13 protein-coding genes are annotated in these 20,760 nt (G+C 45.7%); 11 read left to right on the top strand and 2 right to left on the bottom strand.

The genetic code is table 11. From position 1 onward, the window contains the following. The first annotated feature begins 31 nt into the window (after nucleotides 1-31). From tupC to fdh3B, 5 genes are all read left to right on the top strand, one after another. A complete protein-coding gene (gene tupC, locus H7R39_RS02875; protein WP_185897885.1) occupies nucleotides 32-985 on the top strand; it encodes a tungstate ABC transporter ATP-binding protein TupC in 954 nt (317 codons plus the stop codon). A 300-nt stretch (nucleotides 986-1,285) separates the two neighbouring features. Next, nucleotides 1,286-2,011: a TorD/DmsD family molecular chaperone gene (locus tag H7R39_RS02870; RefSeq protein ID WP_185897884.1), complete on the top strand. Its 726-nt coding sequence runs from the start codon at nucleotides 1,286-1,288 to the stop codon at nucleotides 2,009-2,011. Continuing rightward, nucleotides 1,998-2,174, top strand: a complete 177-nt coding sequence (locus H7R39_RS02865; protein WP_009496297.1) for a twin-arginine translocation signal domain-containing protein — start codon at nucleotides 1,998-2,000, stop codon at nucleotides 2,172-2,174. The genes H7R39_RS02870 and H7R39_RS02865 overlap by 14 nt, the downstream gene beginning before the upstream one ends. 46 nt (nucleotides 2,175-2,220) lie before the next feature. Further along, a complete protein-coding gene (locus tag H7R39_RS02860) occupies nucleotides 2,221-5,031 on the top strand; it encodes a molybdopterin-dependent oxidoreductase (RefSeq protein ID WP_185898477.1) in 2,811 nt (936 codons plus the stop codon). 1 nt (nucleotide 5,032) lies between these two features. Then, a complete protein-coding gene (gene fdh3B, locus H7R39_RS02855) occupies nucleotides 5,033-5,674 on the top strand; it encodes a formate dehydrogenase FDH3 subunit beta (RefSeq protein ID WP_004321074.1) in 642 nt (213 codons plus the stop codon). A 246-nt stretch (nucleotides 5,675-5,920) separates the two neighbouring features. On the opposite strand, the gene H7R39_RS11575 is transcribed toward fdh3B, so the two are convergent. Next, on the bottom strand, nucleotides 5,921-8,164 hold the full coding sequence (locus H7R39_RS11575; protein ID WP_407644563.1) for a molybdopterin oxidoreductase family protein: 2,244 nt from the start codon (nucleotides 8,162-8,164) through the stop codon (nucleotides 5,921-5,923). 241 nt (nucleotides 8,165-8,405) lie between these two features. On the opposite strand from H7R39_RS11575, the gene H7R39_RS02840 reads away from it, so the two are divergent. The 6 genes from H7R39_RS02840 (at nucleotide 8,406) to H7R39_RS02815 (ending at nucleotide 19,146) form a co-directional block, all read left to right on the top strand. Next, nucleotides 8,406-14,525 carry a hypothetical protein gene (locus tag H7R39_RS02840; RefSeq protein ID WP_185897882.1) on the top strand — a complete coding sequence of 2,040 codons (6,120 nt, stop codon included), beginning with the start codon at nucleotides 8,406-8,408 and terminating at the stop codon, nucleotides 14,523-14,525. A 191-nt stretch (nucleotides 14,526-14,716) separates the two neighbouring features. Beyond that, entirely contained in the window at nucleotides 14,717-15,310 is a 594-nt protein-coding gene (locus H7R39_RS02835; RefSeq protein ID WP_185897881.1) for a LemA family protein, read from the top strand. An 18-nt stretch (nucleotides 15,311-15,328) separates the two neighbouring features. Further along, nucleotides 15,329-16,285 carry a TPM domain-containing protein gene (locus tag H7R39_RS02830; protein WP_185897880.1) on the top strand — a complete coding sequence of 319 codons (957 nt, stop codon included), beginning with the start codon at nucleotides 15,329-15,331 and terminating at the stop codon, nucleotides 16,283-16,285. 157 nt (nucleotides 16,286-16,442) lie between these two features. Further along, a complete protein-coding gene (locus H7R39_RS02825) occupies nucleotides 16,443-17,399 on the top strand; it encodes a TPM domain-containing protein (protein ID WP_185897879.1) in 957 nt (318 codons plus the stop codon). Between the two features lie 62 nt (nucleotides 17,400-17,461). After that, nucleotides 17,462-18,418 (top strand): TPM domain-containing protein, encoded by a 957-nt coding sequence (locus H7R39_RS02820; protein ID WP_185897878.1) that lies wholly within the window; start codon nucleotides 17,462-17,464, stop codon nucleotides 18,416-18,418. A 137-nt stretch (nucleotides 18,419-18,555) separates the two neighbouring features. Further along, nucleotides 18,556-19,146 carry a sulfate ABC transporter ATP-binding protein gene (locus H7R39_RS02815; RefSeq protein WP_185897877.1) on the top strand — a complete coding sequence of 197 codons (591 nt, stop codon included), beginning with the start codon at nucleotides 18,556-18,558 and terminating at the stop codon, nucleotides 19,144-19,146. A 147-nt stretch (nucleotides 19,147-19,293) separates the two neighbouring features. On the opposite strand, the gene H7R39_RS02810 is transcribed toward H7R39_RS02815, so the two are convergent. After that, complete coding sequence (locus tag H7R39_RS02810) at nucleotides 19,294-20,685, bottom strand: amidohydrolase family protein (protein WP_185897876.1); 1,392 nt, start codon at nucleotides 20,683-20,685, stop codon at nucleotides 19,294-19,296. Between the last annotated feature and the right edge of the window lie 75 nt (nucleotides 20,686-20,760).

Here is a 20,760-nt window from a genome sequence, read left to right as displayed (position 1 = left end):
CTTTGCGCAAATTTAACGAGAAAGGCGCGCAGTGATAAACGTTAGAAATTTACGCCTAAACTACGGTGCGAGCGAGATTTTAAATATCCCGCGCCTTGATATCGACGTCACCAAAATCACCGCGCTAACGGGCAGCAACGGCAGCGGCAAAAGCACGCTGATGCGAGTGATGTCGTTTTTACAAAAGCCCACTAGCGGCGAAGTGCGGCTGTGGGGGAGCAGCGCGCCGAGTCTAAATTTACTGCGCGACATTAGCGTTTTGTTGCCGGAACCCGCGCTTTTAAAACGCTCCGTGAGGGAAAATTTTAGAGCCGTTTTAAAAAGCCGCGGAGTGCTAGCGGAATTTGAGCAAAGGGCGAGCGAGGCGTTAAATTTGGTCGGGCTTGACGAGAGCTTTTTAAACAAGCGCCACTTTGAGCTTAGCTCGGGGCAGACGCAGCGCGTTAGCTTTGCGTTAAATTTAGCGCTTAGATCGCGGCTTTATCTACTCGACGAGCCGACAAATAGCGTGGACGTGGGCACGTCAAAGCTTTTCGGCAAGGCGGTGCTTTATATGCGGCAAAGATACGGCTGCGGCTTTGTGATCGCTAGCCACGACGACAAATGGCTAAGCGCGGTCGCCGAAGAAAACGTCTTTTTGCACAAGGGTCGCGTGTGCGAATTTGAGTACAAAAATATTTTCGACGCGCAGGGTGGGGTTTTAAAATTTGACGAAAACGCGAGCGTAAATTTGCCGTCAAATTTGCGTAACGCTGTAAAGATCGCCGTAAATCCAAGCAAAATAACGCTAAGCAAAACGCCGATAGAAGGCTACTTAGGCGGCATCTTGCACTCGGTTTCGCTCTATCTTGGCAAAGAGCTTTTGGTAAAAATCAAAATCGGCGACTTTTTGATAAAAACGCTGGCGCCAAATTCGCAAAATTTTAACGTCGGCGAAAATATTTATTTTAAATTTGACGATGGAGCTTTTTTGAGGCTTGAATGAGCCTCAAATTTTACAAATTTCGCCCCCGGTTTTAAATTTAGGCTCATTTAACGCCCGTTAAAATAGCCGAGTTAAAAGTAAATATCAAAATGAAGCGTAAATGCGAGATATATGCGCAAATTTCATATTTCTTTTATCCCCTAAAATTCGCTACAAGTAATATGCAATTAAGGCATATTTAAGCGTATATTAATTTTTCTAATTTATTTTTTTTTAAGTATAAGAAATAAGCCAAAAAGTAGTATAGTTTCACAATCGAGAAAAATCTCAAAAAATAGACAAAAATGATAAAGGAAGGCGATGACTAGCAAGGGCGAATTTGCGGCGGGACGCGGGCTTTACTACTCGCTATTTTCGCGTTTTTTCGTTTTTAGCCAAGACGCCGATAGATTTAGCGGCGTAAATGCGATGCTAGGCCTTGCCTCGGCGCACGCTCTAAACGAAGAATCGGCCGCCGCGATAATGCGCATACAGGCAAAATTCGACGAGAAAAATCCGCAAAATTTAGCTGATGAATTCGATGAAATTTTCCACACTCCGCCAAGTCCGCTTAGAAACTCGCTGTCGTACTACGACGAGGGCTACGAGGTTGGGCACGCCTGCGCTAAAGTGCGTAAAATTTTAGCCCGCACAGACCTTAGGCGCGACGAGGCTAAATTTAAAGAAAACGAAGATAATGTGGGCTTCGTGTTTGCGCTGATGAGCGAATTTATCGCGCGCGAGAGCGAGCAGGAGCTATACGGCGAGCTTGAAGAGCAGCTTTTTAAGGAGATCATAAACCCAAACATCGACGAGTTTATAGAGAGTCTTTTTAATCACGAAAGCAGCGAAATTTATAAAGACGTCGCAGTGCTTCTGCAAGGATTTATAGAGTTTGAGCGCGTAGTTTTAAGCGCACCGCGTCCTATAAATCACGGCGAAAACAAAAAGACTTTGGATGGAGTTTCAAGATCCGAAGCCATAAGAAGACAAAAAAACCGAGTGAGAAAGCTAAAAGCTATGGAGGAAGAAAATGCAAAAAAATAGGCGAGAATTTTTAAAAAAGGCTGGACTAGTCGGCGCGGTAGCGGCTACGGCCGGAGTGGCGACGGCAGCGGCGTCAAACCTAAAATACGGTAAAAGCAAAAAGACCGAAGTGCTATACAAAAGAAGCAAAAACTGGGATCTATACTACGAACAAGCGAAATAATAAAATTTAAGAAAGGATGAATATGTCTGAGGCAAATTTACGTCTTATGCCCCACTCAAACGCAGTCGGGCGAAGATCGTTTTTAAAAATGGCCGCGCTAGCGGGCGTTGCGGGCGGCATGAGCGGACTGGCTGCTAGCGGCGTAACTAGAAGCGCGACCAAAGAAGAGATGGCAAATCCGTTTCCAAACTCTAAAATCGTAAAAACCGTTTGCTCGGTTTGCTCCGTTGGATGCGGAGTGCTAGCCGAGGTAGAAAACGGCGTTTGGGTACGCCAAGAGGTAGCCCAAGATCACCCGGTAAGCGCGGGCGGCCACTGCTGTAAGGGCAGCGACGTCATCGATATGGTGCGCTCTCATTGCCGCGTAAAATATCCGATGAAAAAAGTCGGCGGTAAATGGAAACGCATCAGCTACAAAGACGCGCTTGACGAGATCGGCGCCAAACTAAAAGCATATCGCGAGAAAAACCCGGAGCAAGTGATGTTTCTGGGCTCTGCAAAAGACAGCAACGAGCAAAGCTACTACATCAGCAAATTTTCCGCGATGTTTGGGACGAACAACCTAGATCACCAAGCTAGAATTTGACATAGCGCAACAGTCGCCGGTGTGGCGAATACGTGGGGTTATGGAGCTATGACTAATCACCTTGGAGATATCCAAAACGCGAAGTCTATCTTTATAATCGGCGCAAATCCGGCTGTAAACCACCCGGTAGGATTTAGGCATTTTCTAAAAGCGAAGGAAAATAACGGTGCAAAGCTAATCGTGGTCGATCCAAGATACACTAGAACTGCTGCAAAGGCTGATTATTTCGCTCAAGTTCGCCCAGGCACGGACATACCTTTTATGTATGGTATGATAAATTTGATATTTGAAAACGGTTGGGAAGATAAGAAATTTATAGATGACCGTACGTACGGCATCGACGAGATCCGCAAAGAGGCCGCAAAATGGACGCCGGAAGTCGTTGAAGACGTGACGGGAGTGCCGGCTGCGACGCTAAAAGAGATAACCGAAGTTTTTGCTAAAAACCGCCCTGGATCGGTCGTTTGGGCGATGGGTCTAACTCAGCACACCATAGGTAGCTCAAACACTCGTATCGCTCCGATCCTTCAACTAATACTAGGAAATATGGGCGTATCAGGCGGCGGCTGCAACATCCTTCGCGGTCACGATAACGTTCAAGGCGCTAGCGACATGGCAAACGCTCCAGATAGCTTGCCTGGATACTACGCTAAAAACGAAGCTACGTGGAAATATTTCGCTAAAATGTGGAAAGTAGACTACGAGTGGCTACAAGGAAATTTCGTAAAACCAGAGTGGATGTTTAAGCCGGGATTTACCCTAGCTCGCTGGTGGGCTGGCGTACTTGACGGCAAAAACGGCAACGACCCAATTGAAAACGCAGGCGATAGCCTAAAAGCACTTGTGGTTATCGGCAACGGTATCACCTCGACAGCTCAACAAGTAAAAGTACAAGAGGGCCTTGACGGCCTTGAGCTTTTGGTGCTACTTGATCCTTTCGTAAACGACGCTGGCGTTATCACAAATAAAAAAGACGACGTATATCTACTGCCTGCGGCGACGCAGTTTGAGGGTAGCGGCACGGTTGTAGCTACAAACCGTAGCGGCCAGTGGAGAAGCCAGGTCGTAGAGCCTTTGTTTGAGAGTATGCCCGATCACGAAATTTTATTTGAGCTGGCAAAGAGAATAGGCTTTTACGACGAGCTAACTCGCACGATCAGAGATGCTGAAGGCAAGATCGAGTGGCCGGAGGCTGCTACTCGCGAGATCGCTAGCATCGTAAAAAGCATCGGCCTAACTGGCTGGACGCCGGAGCGTCTAAAACGCCATCAGGCTAACTGGGATAAATTTGATGAGAAAACGCTAATGGGCAAAGAGGGCACCGAGGTAGCTGGCGAATACTACGGCTTGCCGTGGCCTTGCTGGACGGAAAAACACCCGGGCAGCCCAAATTTATACGATATAAATAGGCCGGTAATGCAAGGTGGCATGGGCTTTAGAAACCGCTTCGGCTTAGAGCATAACGGCGTAAATCAGCTAGCTGGTGACGGTAGCGCGCCTGTAGGCGGAGCGCAAAGCGGCGGATATCCGGAGATCAAAAAAGATAACATCGAAAAGATACTAGGCATCACGCTAACAGATGAAGAGCGCGAAAAAATGGGAGCGACGTGGGCAACCGACGCTAGCAACATAATCGCCGAAAAATGCATGGAAAAGGGCATCGCTCCGTACGGCAACGCAAGAGCCAGAGCGGTAGTTTGGACCTTCGTCGATCAGATACCGCAGCACAGAGAACCTATCCACTCGCAGCGCCAAGACCTTGCGCAGAAGTATCCGAGCTTTGAGGATAAGCCGAATCACTACCGCGTATTTACGAAATATAAGAGCCTGCAGTTAAGTAAGGACTTCTCGAAAGAATTCCCGATAAATCTAGTCACGGCTCGTCTCGTAAACTTTAGCGGCGCGGGCATGGAGACGCGCGCTAGTATGTATCTATCGCGTATCACGCCTGAGATGTTTGCGGATATCCACCCTGAGCTTGCGGCTAAACACGGCATTAAAAACTGGGATTTCGTATGGATTCATTCGCCTGAAGGCACGAAAATCAAGGTACGCGCTAGAATCGTACCGTCGGTCAAGCCTGATATGATTTTCTTGCCGTTTCACTGGGCGGGACACATGCAGGGCGTCGATATGACGGGCAATTTCCCTGACGGCACGAAGCCTTATGCAGTAGGCGAGAGCGCAAATACCGTCACCAACTACGGCTACGATATAGTCACTCAAATTCCAGAAACAAAAGGCGGTCTATGCCGCATAGAAAAGGCGTAAAATGAGCGAATTTAACGATAATAATAGACTTAAATTTTACTGCGACGACGATAGATGTATCGACTGTAACGGCTGCGCGGTGGCTTGCGACGAGGCTCACGAGCTGCCTCTTGGTATCCGCCGCCGCCGCGTCATCACGCTAAACGAGGGCGTACCCGGCAAGGAAATATCAACCTCGATAGCTTGCATGCACTGCGAGGACGCTCCGTGCTCGCTGGTTTGCCCGGTCGATTGTTTTTACATCAGAGCCGACGGCGTCGTGCTACACGACAAAGATATCTGCATCGGCTGCGGATACTGTCTATACGCGTGTCCGTTCGGCGCGCCTCAGTTTCCGCGCGAGGGAGTGTTTGGCGCCAAAGGTTCGATGGATAAGTGCACGATGTGCGCAGGCGGTCCGCTACCGACAAATAGCGAAGCCGAGCGTGAAGAGTACGGACAGGATAGAATTTCCGAAGGAAAGGTGCCGGTTTGTGCGGCAATGTGTTCTACAAAGGCGCTGCTAGTAGGCGAATCGGCTATGATAGAGAAGATCTACGGCGACAGAGTCAAGGCTCGCGGCTACGGCTTTAAAGACCTAAAACAAACTCCGACCTGGAAGCTTGCTTATTACGCGGGCGACAGGCTAAAATACAGCTTCTAAATTTATCCGCTCCGCTCGCTTTGGCGGGGCGATTAATCTCATCAAATTTGACGCGTTTTGTCTGCGTCAAATTTGACTCACACTTCTTTAATTTCATTAAATCTTACACGGATAGTTCGTTAAATTTGACTCATATTTCTTTAATTTTATTAAATTTTACGCGGTAGTTCGTCAAATTTGAATGCAGGTAAATTTGAAATAAAATTGATAAATTTAGGTAGAAAAGGGCGGTCTCCCGCCCTAAATTTAAGCCCTAACAGGCGACAAATAAGGATTTGCCGAGTGCATCGATATCTCGTTTTGCTCTCTAAATTTGATAAACTCCTCTTCGCTTAGACGCCTGATATTTGCTATCGTCATCTTTAGCGGCGTGATGCCTGAGAGCGGATCGGGATCGCCGGCGTTTGCTAGCTCGTTGCCGTCGGCTTCGCTGTAGTGAAAGGTCGTAAATATCGTGCCTTCTTTTAGATCCGGATTTACGCGTAGTTTGGCCGCGATCTGGCCGCGTTTGTTTTGCACGAGCGCGTAGCAGCCCTCCTCTAGCTCCCTCTCGCGAGCGATATCGGGGCTTACCTCGATGAGCGCGCCCTCTACGCCGGCGCCGTACTCTAGGGCAGGGCACTCTCTCGTCATCGTGCCGGTGTGGTAGTGATAGACCTTGCGTCCGGTCGTAAATAGGCACGGATATACCTCATCAGGCACTTCACTAAGCGCGCCGCTACCGACTGGGTAGCCCTCCGGGATATTCATCTTGGCTCTAAATTCGGCCTCAGCCTTTGCGCGCTCCTCTTTATCATCTACGTAAAGTACCGGCGCGAAGCGGAATTTACCGCCAGGCAGCATGGACTTGTGATCTGCGTAAAGCACGGGCGTACCCGGATGCTCCTCGTCGGGGCACGGCCAGCTGATACCGCCTAGCTTACTTAGTCTATAGTAGCTGATACCGCCGAAAAATTTAGGCATAAGCTCTCTTAGCTCGTTCCAAATTTGCTCAGGGCTCGCAAAGTCAAACCCCTCTAGCCCCATGCGGTTTGCGATGTTGCAAACGACCTTCCAATCAGGCTCCACGCCGCTAACGGGTTCGCTAGCCTTGCGCGTGCGTTGGACGCGGCGAGAGGTGTTGATAAAGGTTCCGTCCTTTTCGCCCCAGCCCGCGGCAGGTAGCACCACGTCAGCCTTGTGTGCGCTCTCGGTAAAGAAAAGATCCTGCACGATAAAGCAGTCTAAGTGATGTACGGCGTGGACGAAGTGCTCGGTCCAAGGATCGCTCATTACGGGGTTTTCGCCGTAGACGTAGAGGACTTTTAGCTCGCCGCTATCCATTTTATCGGGTGCTTGCGTTAGTTTAAAGCCCGGAACCGGATTTAGCTCAAAGTGCCATACTTTGCGCGCTTGCTCCTGCGCATAAGGGCTGTTTACCGCGCCGGCCGGGATGACGTTAGGCAGCGCGCCCATGTCGCATGCGCCTTGGACATTGTTTTGACCGCGCAGAGGATTTACGCCAGCGCCCTTTTTGCCTAAATTTCCCGTTAAAACGGCTAAATTTGATAGCGAAAAGACGTTTGACGTGCCGTCGCTAAACTGCGTGATGCCCATCGTGTAGCAAATCGCCGCCGCACCTGCTTTAGCATACATCCTAGCTGCCTCTATGATGAGCTCTTTTTTTACGCCCGTTTCGCGCTCAAAACGCTCAGGCGTAAAGTCCTTAACCGCTTCTTTTAGATATTCAAATCCCTCGGAGTACTTCTCGATAAACTCGCTATCTTGCAAATTTTCGGCGATGATTACGTGCATCATCGTATTTAGCGTTTTGATATTCGCTCCGATCGGGATTTGCAAGAAAATATCGGCTTTTTTGGCCATATCGGTGCGCTTTGGATCCACGACGATCATCTTCGCGCCGCGCTGAAGACCGCGCTGCATCTGCATAGCGATGATCGGGTGGCACTCGCTCGTGTTGGTACCGATCAGTAAAAATACGTCTGTATCGGTCGCAAATTCGACCAAATCGTTCGTCATCGTTCCGTTTCCTAGCGTGCTGGCAAGACCTGCCACTGTAGGAGCGTGTCAAAGACGGGCGCAGTGATCGACGTTGTTGCTGCCCTGAGCGCGGAAAAATTTCTGGAAAACGTAGTTGTCTTCGTTATTTGAGCGCGCAGAGCTAAAGCCCATGATCGAGCTTGGGCCGTATTTTGCGACGGTGGATTTAAATTTATCCGCGAGGAAATCATAAACCTCCTCAAAACTCACTTCTTCAAGCTCGCCGCGCTTGTCGTAGACGCCGTTTAGCTTTCTCATCATCGGTCGGCTTAAGCGTTTAGGAGAGTTTACAAACTCCCATCCGAACATTCCTTTTAGGCAAAGCTCGCCGTCGTTTACGTGGTGGTCTTTGCTAGGTTTGGCATCTACGATTCTACCGTTTCGCACGATAAGATCGATGCCGCAGCCCGTACCGCAATATGGACAGGTGGTCTTTACGATCTCTTCCATTTTTGCTCCTTTCTGGTATTACTGAAATTTATGAGATTATTATACAACGGCAAATATAAATTTAGTTTTAAAACTAGTATATTTTTTTAAGAATTATTTAAGTAATATGCAAATTTAGCATATTACTTTTTAAATTTGTAAAGCATAATATATGGCTCATATTGTACTTCGGTACAATAGATTTTTGCATAAAATATATGTATAATCCGCCCGTAAATCAAAATTTATACTAAGGAAAACAATGGCAAACAAAGTAGGTATCATAAAAGATATAAGCGGCGGCGCAGCTACGGCGGTAGATAGTAGCGGCAACAAAAGAACACTAAACATAGGAGACGTGGCATACTTAGGAGAGGTTATAAAGACCGATAGCCCTACTGCAAAAGTAGTAATAGAGCTAAATAACGGTAAAGAAGTCGCTCTTGTGGGCGAGGATACTTTGTCACTTGATCAAAGTGCGGTAATTAACGAAGGTTTTGGCGGCGAGGCCGTAGCCGACGTTTCTGCTATTCAGCAGGCTTTGCTTAACGGCATGCAGCTTCAAGATTTGGAAGAGACTGCTGCAGGCGGCGGCTCTGTCGCTTCTTCTGACGGCGTTAGCTTGAGCCAAGTTTCTTTTTTACAGGGCGGACATATATCTAACGTTAATACAATGTATGGAAATTTAGGCAATGTGGTAAATAGCGCAAATCCGCTTCAGTCCGCTTATAGTAGCAGTAGTAGGCCAAGTCTAGCATCTGCTCAGGAAAACAATATCCCAACTCCGACGCCAACGCCAACTCCGACGCCAACGCCAACTCCGACGCCAACGCCAACTCCGACGCCAACGCCAACTCCGACGCCAACGCCAACTCCGACGCCAACGCCAACTCCGACGCCAACGCCAACTCCGACGCCAACGCCAACTCCGACGCCAACGCCAACTCCGACGCCAACGCCAACTCCGACGCCAACGCCAACTCCGACTGTCACCATGACCGAAGATATCAATAACGACGGAATTTTAAATAAAACAGAAAACGGAGTAGACCCTGATACTACGACAGCTAAGATCACAGTACCTTCAAGTGCGGCAATAGGAGATACTCTAAATATTACGGTTACATATCCGGACGGCACCGAAATAAAGCATAGCGTGACTATTACTCAAGATATTAAAACTAACGGCTATATCATGGATAATAGCACTGCCGATAAAACAGTTCCGGTTCAAGACGGACAGGTGTCTAAAGTATCGGCAACGATAACCAATCAAGCGGGCGTAGAAGGTCCGGAAGGTAGCGATAGTGTTAAATTTGATACCGCTACGCCTGCTGCTCCTACCGTCATTATAACTGAAGATATCAACAACGATGGAATTTTAAATAAAGATGAAAACGGAATAGATACTAACACTACGACAGCTAAGATCGAAATCCCTGCAAACGCTGTAGTAGGAGATACCCTAAACGTTACTGTTACATATCCAAATGGTACGCAAAGAACGCATAGCGTAACCATCACTCAAGATATTAAAACTAACGGCTATATCATGGATAATAGCACTACCGATAAAACTATCCCTGTCCAAGATGGGAAGGTCTCTACAGTATCTGCTACTATAACTAACCAGATAGGTAATGAAAGCCCAGAAAGCAGCGATAGCGTTAAATTTGATACTACCGCCACTTTGGGTCTTACTGTCACTATGACGGAAGATAAAAATAACGACGGAATTTTAAATAATGTTGAAAATGGACCTAGTTCTACTACCACGACGGCTAAGATTACCGTGCCTTCGGGTGCAGAGATTGGAGATACGTTAAAGGTTACCGTTACAAATCCGGACGGCACCCAAAGAACGCATAGCGTAACCGTAACTCAAGACATTAAAACTAACGGCTACATTTTGGATAATAGTTCCCTTGATAAAACCATCCCTGTTGAAAATGGAAAGGTCTCGAAGGTATCTGCAACTATAACTAATAAAATAGGAAACGAAAGTCCAGAAGCTAGCGACAGTGTTAAATTAGATACCACCACGCCTCCGACTCCTATAGTTAAATTTACCGAAGACAACAATGCCGATAGCGGATTGCTTAGCTATTCTGAGAATAATCAAGACGGCGATAAAAGCATTACCGAAGCTAAGATTACTGTATCTTCTAATGCAACTATAGGAGATACACTAAATATAACCGTCGTGAAGCCAAGTGGTGCTCCGGTAACACATAGAGTACCAATTACTCAAGAGATTATAGATAATGGATACTCCTTGCAAATCGAAACTAAAGATATGAGTAGATATACGCCAACTACGGTATCTGCTACTATATCCAATTCAATAGGCAACGAGAGTCCAATCGCTAAAGATACGTTAAGATTGGATGTAAATCCAGTAGTTTACTTGCCTGAGAATTACAACGGAGACCGAATCTTAACTCCTTCTGAAAATATAAGAGATGGGAATTTAAATTTCACGACAGTAAAAATTACCATCCCTGAGGATGCAAGAGCCGGCGATGATATGAAAATAACTATGACATATACTGATAAAAACGGTAACGTAACTACAGAGGAAAGAATAGAAGTAATCAAGCAAGAACATATTGACAACGGACGAGCGATGGTAATCGACGGCATGGCTAAGGTAGCTCCGGGAGTTAAAACTGGAGTTATAGCTAGAGTCGTAGATCACGGTAACGGCGATCAGAAGAGCGAAGACTCCAACAACGCAGAAGTAACATTCTACGACGGCAATATAGGCGTAGAATTTAACGAAAAACCTAGCAAGGTACAGGCATCGGGAGCTAAGATACTATCTAGAGCAGACGGTATGACCGATCAAAACGTAAACGAAACTAACGCTACTATAACTATACCTTACGATGTCAAAGACGGCGATAAACTAGTCTTGAAGGTTGAGGAACCTGGCAAAGGCGTAGTTACAAAAACGTATACTATTAAATTAAATGCGCAAGGCGTTATAGAGTCTATAAAAAATGATGCTGATAGCAGCGATATTTTACCTAGAAAATCTACTAAGCCGATCTCTGATCTAAGAACAGACGACGAGCTTTATAAATTTGAGTACAAAGATCTCGACGTAAGATCAAATCAAGATACGAAAATAACGGCTACCGTGCAATACGCTGAACCGCAACCTAACAAAACTGCCGATGCGAAAATCAGCATCGAAGCCATAAAAGAACCGGGCGTGATTTTTGAAGACGCTAAAGGCGGAAAGGTTACGGATAGAACGGTTGCTGGGCACACGAACAGCGAATACACGACGACCGTAACGATTAAAATTCCAAACAATGCGGTTAACGGTGATAAACTAACTGTGACAATTAAAGAACCTCAAGCCAACGGACCACATATAGATACCGTCAAGCACTACACTATCGAGAAAGATAACAACAAGAGCAATGCTGTAACGAGACTCAAAGATAGTGCTGGCAACCTTGTAGATATGAAAACAAAAAATAGCTTCGAGATAAAAGACGTTCCTATGCGCACGGATAAGAATACTATCGTAGAGGCTGAGATAAAAGATGCTAATGACATAGAGAAGGCTAAAACTACTAAAGATAGCATAATCAACAATCTAGACGCTATGGAAGTTAAATTTGATAAAGACGTTAATCAAAATTTAACTTTATCAAGAGCCGAAAGCGCTGAGGGTGGTAATACGCAGATCCATAAAACTACGGCAAGCATAAAGCTTCCTTATAACATAGTTGACGGCGATAAGTTAAATATCACTGTAAAAAATAAAGCCGAAACGACAGGCGAGACGAGCCAAACTAAAACATATACTCTTCACAAAGATGGCGACGTATTTAAGGCTGTAGCTGATAATGGTAGCGGCGAAGTGATTTACGCCAAAAAAGACTATACGGTACAAGTAGGCGTAACTATGGATGAGGGATACAAAACCGTAGTAGAGGCTGATGTTTCCGATGGTAAAGGCGGCAAAGCAGCTGCTAAAAACAACAGCGGAATAACCCCTCTTTATGACGATATGTATGTGGCATTTGCCGAAGATGAAAACAACGACGGATCTATCTCTGCCGGCGAAAATGCTCAAAGCGGCGTAACTACCGCTACCGTAAAACTACCTAGCAACATAGTAAATGGCGACAAGCTAAATATCGACATTAAACATAATGGTGTAAGCGAGCCTCTTAGAACTTATACTATTAAAGATGAAGGTAATAAGCAATTTAAAATCGTGGATGCTAACGATGTCGAGGTGGCCAAGGTTAAACAAAATAATACGGTAGAAATCAAAAATATATCTATCAGTGATACTGCAAATACGCAAGTAAATGCCGAAGTAATCGGAGCAGACGGAATCGGAAAAACCGCATCTGCAGCTAATACCACGATCCTAGGAAGCGGCGCGGGACATAGACCTCTTTATTTGGGCTTTGAGGAAGACGTAAACAGAAACGGTAAGCTAACTAGAACGGAAGCAGACCTAGACGGCAATATCCATAAGACAAATGCCCTAGTTACGATCCCTAGCAATGTAGTAGCCGGCGATAAAGTACAAGTTAGCATAAAACAGCCAAAACCGGATGGAACTACCGAGAATATCCCAAAAGAATTCTCTATAGTAGGCGTAAATCCTGATGGAGGCTATAAGGTTAGAGGTAACGACGGGGTTGAATTTGATACCGGCAAAAACGGCATCATAAAAGTTCCTGTATCTATGATAGCCGGCAAAGAAACCTTAGTCGGCGCTAAAGTTGTTGATGGTGCGGGAACTGAAAAAGCGGCCGTTGCAGATAAGGGTCTTGAGCTAACTCCTGAGTTAAACAATAAAAACGTGTCTGTAAGCTTTGACGAAGACAACGCTAATAGAAACGGTGTAATAGATAGAAGCGAAGCGTCAAGCGACAATAGCGTACTTACTACTACGATTAGCGTAACTCTTCCTAGCGGCGTAGTAGCTGGAGATAAACTAACCGTAAATATAAACGGAGCCGACAAGGTCTATACCTTTGAAAAATCAAACGGCAAGCTACAAGCTGTCGGTACGGACGACTCAAGGCTAGATGTAGAGGACGATACGGTAAAAATTAAAAACGTACCTATGACAAACAATACCGAAATCGTTGCAAAAGCAACACTCTCTGACGAATTTGGAATAGATAAAACTCCTACGGCCGAAGCTAAAAATAAATTAAACAGCAACTGGAGCGGAGAGCTAACCGCTAGATTTGAAGAAGATGTCGATGACGACGGTAAGATTAGCAGGATAGAAGATACCGCAGACGGCGGATATGCTAAAACGACTATCGCGGTAGGACTTCCAAGCAATATAATAAACGGCGATAAGCTAAATATTAATATTAAAGAGGGCGGCGTAAGCATAAGCAATAAGTCGTATACTATCCAAGAGTATAAAGATGCAAACGGAGTCAAGAAATTTAGAGCCGTAAGCAGTGATGGATCGGAAACTCTAGAGGTAGAGGGCGGCGCAGTACGAATTCGCAACGTAGGTATGAGACCGGATGATCAAACTAAGGTTTCCGTAGAAGCTACGCTAACCGATGCGTATAACAATAATAGGGTCACAAGCAATGATGAGGCTGTCCTAGAGAAAATACAAGATATAAGTGCAATAGGATATAACGAAGCGGGCGGTGACAGCAAACTAACGGCGGCGGAAAATGCACAGGACGGAAACAAGGAATCAACGGGCATAAGCATTTATCTACCTGACGATACGGTAGCCGGAGATAAAGTCGTAGTGAGATACACTGATCCTCACGATGCAAGCAAAACGATAACCAAAGAGTTGCCTGCTCTGACCCAGAACGATATAGATAACGGTTACGTCTCTACCGATATATTGATAAATAGCGAAAAAGACAATAACGTAAAGATTACTGCTACAATGGAGGATCAAAACGGCAACAAAGGCACTACCGTCCTTTTCCCTACGTTAATCGTGGAAAAAGACGCTACTAACGACACTGTTACATATGATACTACTAAAGATAGGATGTACGGCGGACTAGGCAAAGATACGTTGGTGTTTAATGACAGTATCGACTTGAGTCAAGTAAATAACCTAGATCATAAGGTTGAAAGCTTCGAGGAGTTACAGCTAGGCGCCAACGGCTCAGCCGGAACGGTAGAGCTAACTATAAGTGCCAAAGACGTGCTAGATATCACCGATAATGCCGATACGATACTAAAAATAAAAGGCGACGAGCACGATAAAGTTAAAGGTCAAGGAGAGTGGAGGCTATCGAGCGATCAAAGCAAAGCCGATGCCGGCTATAAGATGTATGATAGCGTGGATAGTGTAGACGGCAAAACCGTACACATACAAATCGACGAAAAAATCCATACAGACTTTTAAATTTTAAACGCTCTGCGGCAGGAGAAGTAAAATCTCTTGCCGCAAATTTACTTCTTCAAATTTATCCCTAGCTTTCCCAAATTTAGCCTAAAATTTAACTTCAAATTTATCCGACTTTCATTTTTAAATTATTAATTTTAAAAGCATTTAAGTGTATAATCAAAGCAGAAATTTTCCAAAAAGGAGCACCCATGAAAAATTTAGTCATTTTTCTAGTCGTCCTAGGTATCATCGGCGGTATCGCACTGAAGTACGTTAATGCCTTCCCCGTACTTGACGAAACGGTCAAGGAGAAGTGGGCTCAGGTGCAAAATCAGTACAAACGCCGCGCAGATCTTATTCCAAATTTGGTAAAAACAGTTCAAGGCTACGCTAGTCACGAGGAGAGCGTGTTTAAAGAAGTAACGGAAGCTAGAAGCAAGGCTTCTCAGATGACGATCGACGTTAGCTCGCTAGATGATCCCGCTAAGCTAAAAGAGTTTGAAAACGCTCAAAAAACTCTAGGCGGCGCGCTATCTAGGCTAATGGCTATCACCGAGAACTACCCTCAACTAAAAGCCGATCAAAATTTCCTCTCCCTGCAAAGCCAGCTTGAAGGTACGGAAAATCGCATCGCGGTCGCTAGAAAGGATTATATCGCAGCCGTCAAGGATTACAACGTCGCTCTGCGCAAGATCCCGGGCAAATTTATCGCCGAAATGATTTATCCCGAGCTAAAACCGCGCGTGACATTTGAAGCTAGCGAAACCGAACAAAGCGCACCGGACGTATCTTTTGCCAAATAACCCAACCAAGGTACAAAAATGAAACGCATTTTATCTACTTTATTTTGCGTTTTTACGCTTTTAGGACTTACGGCTATAAATTTATCGGCAGCAGGTAATGCTACCGAACAAAACCTAACCGTAAAAGAAACTACTACTCAAACGTCAAACGAAAAGAGTTCAAATTTCCCTGCCTTAACTGGTAGAGTAGTAGATCAAGCAAACGTACTAAGTCCATCTATCAAAGACGAACTAGAAACCATGCTAGCTACTCATGAAAACAACACCACTAATCAAGTAGTAGTAGTTACTATAAAATCTCTAGGTAACGCTCAAATAGAAGAGTACTCCCTAGAACTAGCTAGACATTGGGGCATAGGACAAAAAGGTAAAGATAACGGAGTGGTATTAGTAGTAGCTCCAAACGACAAACAAGTACGCATAGAGGTAGGATACGGTCTAGAAGGTACTCTAACAGACGCTCTTAGCAGTAGTATAATAAACTACTACATAATCCCTGAGTTTAAAAAAGGCGATATCCAAAACGGTATAAACATAGGCATACAAAAGATCATCGCTCTACTTGATGGGGATGAGGGGGTGAAAAAGGAGATAGAAAAGCAAGATGAGACGCCTGTGGAGGCTTACGGGATAGTAGTGGGCATGGTGATGGTATTTGCTTCGGCTATTTTCGGCGCGGCAGCTTTGCGAATCGGAGCTAGCGCGACGCTATCAGGCTTTATCTCGGGCGTAGTCGCAGGAACGTTTGGTATCGAGGATCTGCTTGTTAGAGGCGGGGTCTTACTCGTTCTTTTCGTACTACTTTTGTACCTAATGCGAAATATGAAAACCGGCGGCAGAGGCTTGTACGGCAGTGGCAGCTCTGGCGGTTACGGCGGCGGCGGATTTAGCGGCGGAGGCGGAAGCTCAGGAGGCGGAGGTTTTAGCGGAGGGGGCGGAAGTTTCGGCGGAGGCGGAGCTAGCGGCAGGTGGTAGCTGCTTTAAAATTTAGCGTCAAATTTTACGGACTTGCTTGCTAAATTTGACGCCTTTGCTTTGTAAATTTGATTTAAAACCGCGAGTCAGCGTTTTAAATTTGACCAGGTTACCGTCAAATTTGCGCCTTTTTGGGCGTCATGGATGAGGTGCGAAAATGAAACGAATTTTAATTAATACTTTATACGTCGTTATTGCGCTTGTTTTAGGACTTTTGTTATTGGGCCCTTCGGACGAGACGCAAGAGCCTCAAAAAATCGTCGATCAGCCAAATTTCCCTGCTTTAACGGGTAGGGTGGTCGATCAGGCGGGCGTGCTAAGCCCGGCCGTAAAAGACGAACTAGAGGCCATGCTCGCTACTCACGAAAACAACACCACAAATCAAGTCGCAGTCGTCACGATAAAATCTACGGGCAGAGTAAGTATCGATGAATACTCTTCGCAGCTTAGTAAACACTGGGGCGTTTGGCAAAAAGGCAAAAGCAGCGGCGTACTGCTAGTCGTCTCTTTAAACGGTAAGCAGGCGCATATAGAGGTCGGACATGGCCTAGAGGGCACGATAACGGAAGATTTCGGCGAAGCCATCATCGATAACTACATCGTTCCCGAGCTCACAAAAGGCGACATAGAGGGCGGTATAAAGATGGGCGCGCAAAAGATAGTCGCGCTGCTTGATGGCGATGAAGCCGTCAAAAAAGATATAGAAAAACTAAGCGAATTTCCGGTAGAGGGCTACGTGATGTTATTTGGCGCACTGCTGTTGCTCGTGCGAAATTTCTTCGGCATAATCGGTCAAGCGTGCGCCATGATCGGAGTTAGCGCGTTTGCGGGCGGTGCTATCTCGCTTTGGGCCGCGCCGAGATTGGGCATCGAGGATTTCGCCGCCAGAGGCTGGATAACGGCTGCGCTTTCTGCGATACTTTTTGGCCTGGCTTTAAGAGGTGTGCTAGCCAAAGAAAATAAAGGCTCTAGCGACGATAGCATCGGATACAGCGGTCCGGATATAGATATCGCAAGCAGCAAGGACTCTAAAGGTAAATTTAGCGGAGGGGGCGGAAGCTTTGGCGGAGGTGGAGCCAGCGGCAAATGGTGGTCGCGCGGCTCTAAAAAATAGCGTCAAATTTGAGCTTTACTACGGCTAAATTTGACGCAGACTAATAATTCCAAGGTACAAAAATGAAACGCATTTTATCTACTTTATTTTGCGTTTTTACGCTTTTAGGACTTACGGCTATAAATTTATCGGCAGCAGGTAATGCTACCGAACAAAACCTAACCGTAAAAGAAACTACTACTCAAACGTCAAACGAAAAGAGTTCAAATTTCCCTGCCTTAACTGGTAGAGTAGTAGATCAAGCAAACGTACTAAGTCCATCTATCAAAGACGAACTAGAAACCATGCTAGCTACTCATGAAAACAACACCACTAATCAAGTAGTAGTAGTTACTATAAAATCTCTAGGTAACGCTCAAATAGAAGAGTACTCCCTAGAACTAGCTAGACATTGGGGCATAGGACAAAAAGGTAAAGATAACGGAGTGGTATTAGTAGTAGCTCCAAACGACAAACAAGTACGCATAGAGGTAGGATACGGTCTAGAAGGTACTCTAACAGACGCTCTTAGCAGTAGTATAATAAACTACTACATAATCCCTGAGTTTAAAAAAGGCGATATCCAAAACGGTATAAACATAGGCATACAAAAGATCATCGCTCTACTTGATGGGGATGAGGGGGTGAAAAAGGAGATAGAAGCTAAGGGCGACTATGATATGCCCATAGAGGTCTACGGCATAATGGGCGGTATCGCGGCGATAATCGCATCGGCTTTTTTGGGCGATATGATCATGAATATCGGCCTTAGCGTCATGGTCGCTAGCATCATCGGCCTTTTTGTAAATTTATGCTTCGGTATCGAGGATATCACGGCTCAACTCGCCGTCGTACTCGGGATCGCCGCGGGACTTTACTATCTTGTTAAAGACGTGAAGGTCGGTAGCGGAGGTAGCGGAGGAGGCTCATCGTCGAGCGGCTCCAGTAGTAGCTCTAGCGGAAGCGGTAGAAGCTCCGGGGGCGGATTTAGCGGTGGAGGCGGAGGCTTTGGTGGAGGCGGAGCTAGCGGCAGGTGGTAGCTGCTTTAAAATCTAGCGTCGAATTTAAGTAATTTAAAAAAATAATCAAATTTAGCGCGACCTCGATAAAGCGGGACTTTAATTTGCCATTGAGCGTAAAATAAAAAATAGGAGTAAAAATGCAAGGCGATCAAAAAATGAAAGAAATTTTTTCTCGTTTAGACCCAAATAAGGCGACCCAAGAAAAGATAGAAAATTTTATGCGCGATTTGCTGGAAAACTATGTGCTAGAGGTTGCGAGCGAAAAATTCGCTTTTGCAGAGATCGAAATTTATACGAGTGCAGATAAAAACACCTACAAACGAGTGTCGAGCACCGGCGACATATTTTTTCATAACTTTGGTTTCGATATCTGTTTTGAGAGCTCAAAAGAGGCTTACGGCGGCGTGCTCGTGCGCTCGCTTTTGAGGCTTTCTGATCATGAAATAATAAACGGCCCGCGCAGATGTGCGAACGCGATTTTAAATATATCCGAACCGAATTTAAATTTTTGCCTTTTGGATGCTAAGTATCCGCAAGAAGCGTCGAAAAATTTTAACTGTAGAGTTCGTAGAGCCGACTTTGACGAAAGCGGCAAACCGATAGACGATCGCAGGCGGCTTACTTCGAGTGAGTTTAAAAGTTGGCTAGAGTCGGACAAAAAAGAAGCCGAAAAATACAAAAAAGATATAAACAGATACAAAGACGGAGCAGAAAATAAAAACTCAACGCCGAACCAAGCAAATTAGCAAAATTTATCTTAAGGCGGCGGCTTAAATTTGCTTTTTATGCACTTAAAAGTTGAAATTTAAGCTACGCCGTCAAAATACATGCAAATTTTACCAGCTGCGCTCAAATTTGCACACCCACTATTAAATTTGCACCCAAATCCAAGCTCAAATCTCCCCCAAAATCTTTTTATAGTTACTAAAAATCGGCGAATCCTCGCCAAAATACAAACTCATCGCGCGCACGTAGCGATCGAGCGGATTTTGGATGCGGTTTAGCGCCAGCCGATCGCGAAACGGCAGGTCGTAGCTGCTTAAAATCACGCTAAAAGGCACGGGAAAATCGGTGCCAAAAAGGATTTTGTCGTGGATTTGGGTTTGGGTTTTTAGATGCGGCAGGATACGGGCCTTGTTTATGCAAAGTAGCGCCGAGACGTCGGCGTAAAGCCCGTCAAATTCGCGTAGCCAGCCAAGTAGCGTGAAGTAATTTGCGCCGAATTTTTCTGGGTCCCTAGAAAGCGCCGTGAAAGCGCCGTCGCTTGAAGCGCCCATGTGAGCGCAGACGATGCGGCAACCAAGATTTAGCGGAGATTTTAGCTGCTCGATGCCCTCAAGCGCCTTGTTTGAGGCGAGCGAGCTTTCGTTGCCCACGTGGATAACAAGCGGTAGCCCAAGCTCGCTAAGTAGCCTAAAATAGGGCTCGTAGCGCTTGTCGTTTAGATCCGTCTCCCAGTACGAGTGCAGTAGTTTGCCGCCCTTAAAGCCCATTTTGTGGTATTTTTCGATCAAATTTAGCGCGTCTTTGCGGTTTGGATTTACGCTAAAAAACGGAACGACCTCGTTTGGATTTTGCTCGCAAAAGGCAAAAACATCCTCGTTTGAGGCGCAGACGGTTTTGTCCTTGTGCACGAGGTTTCCGCTCTCGTCAAATTTCGCATCGACGCCGAAAACCACGGACTTTTGGACGAAATTCGAGCTTTTTATCAGCCGCGCGAAGTTGCTTTTGTAGCCCTCAAAGCCGTTTTTTATAAGCTCGCGCCTGTTTATGTCAAATTTTTTAGCGAAAAACGCAAGCGCTAGCTTATCGTAAAATCGGTCGAATTTCACATCCGCGCTAAGCAAGTGCGAGTGGATATCGACGGTTTTTATCTGCGTTAAATTTGCGCTTTGCAAGCCGCTAAGTTCGCTCTCCCGCACGGCGATTTCGTTAAATTTGCCCGATGAAAATCCGCTTAAATTTGCTTCGTTTGCCGTCAAATTTACGCTAGTTTGAGCGCGTTTGCTTTCGGCGTAAATTTGACTTGCCGCGTTTTGGCAAAACCCGAGCGTTTTTGGCGCGGCCGTCTCGCTCGCTCTCAAATTTGAGCTCAAATTTGTCCGCGCGTTTTGCTCGGTTAAATTTGCGCGAGTTAAATTTGCCTCCGTTTTGCGAGCTACTAAGCCAAGGCTTGCGGCGTTTGCTCGGGCCAAGTTTGTCGCCGTTTTTCCGTCTATCAAATTTGTACTAAAACCCAAAGCGTCCAAGCGCTCGTTCGCGCGGTAAAAAACATCTCGAAACATCGTTTCTCCTTTTTAAAATTTGGCGAAATCATAGCCTAAATTTTAAAAAGTGTCAAGTGATGCTTTACGCTTTAT

It is taken from the genome of Campylobacter massiliensis (assembly GCF_014253065.1).
Classification (GTDB): domain Bacteria; phylum Campylobacterota; class Campylobacteria; order Campylobacterales; family Campylobacteraceae; genus Campylobacter_A; species Campylobacter_A massiliensis.
The sequence above is the reverse complement of the archived record's forward strand: the minus strand, read 5'-3'. Positions and strand labels throughout refer to the sequence as shown.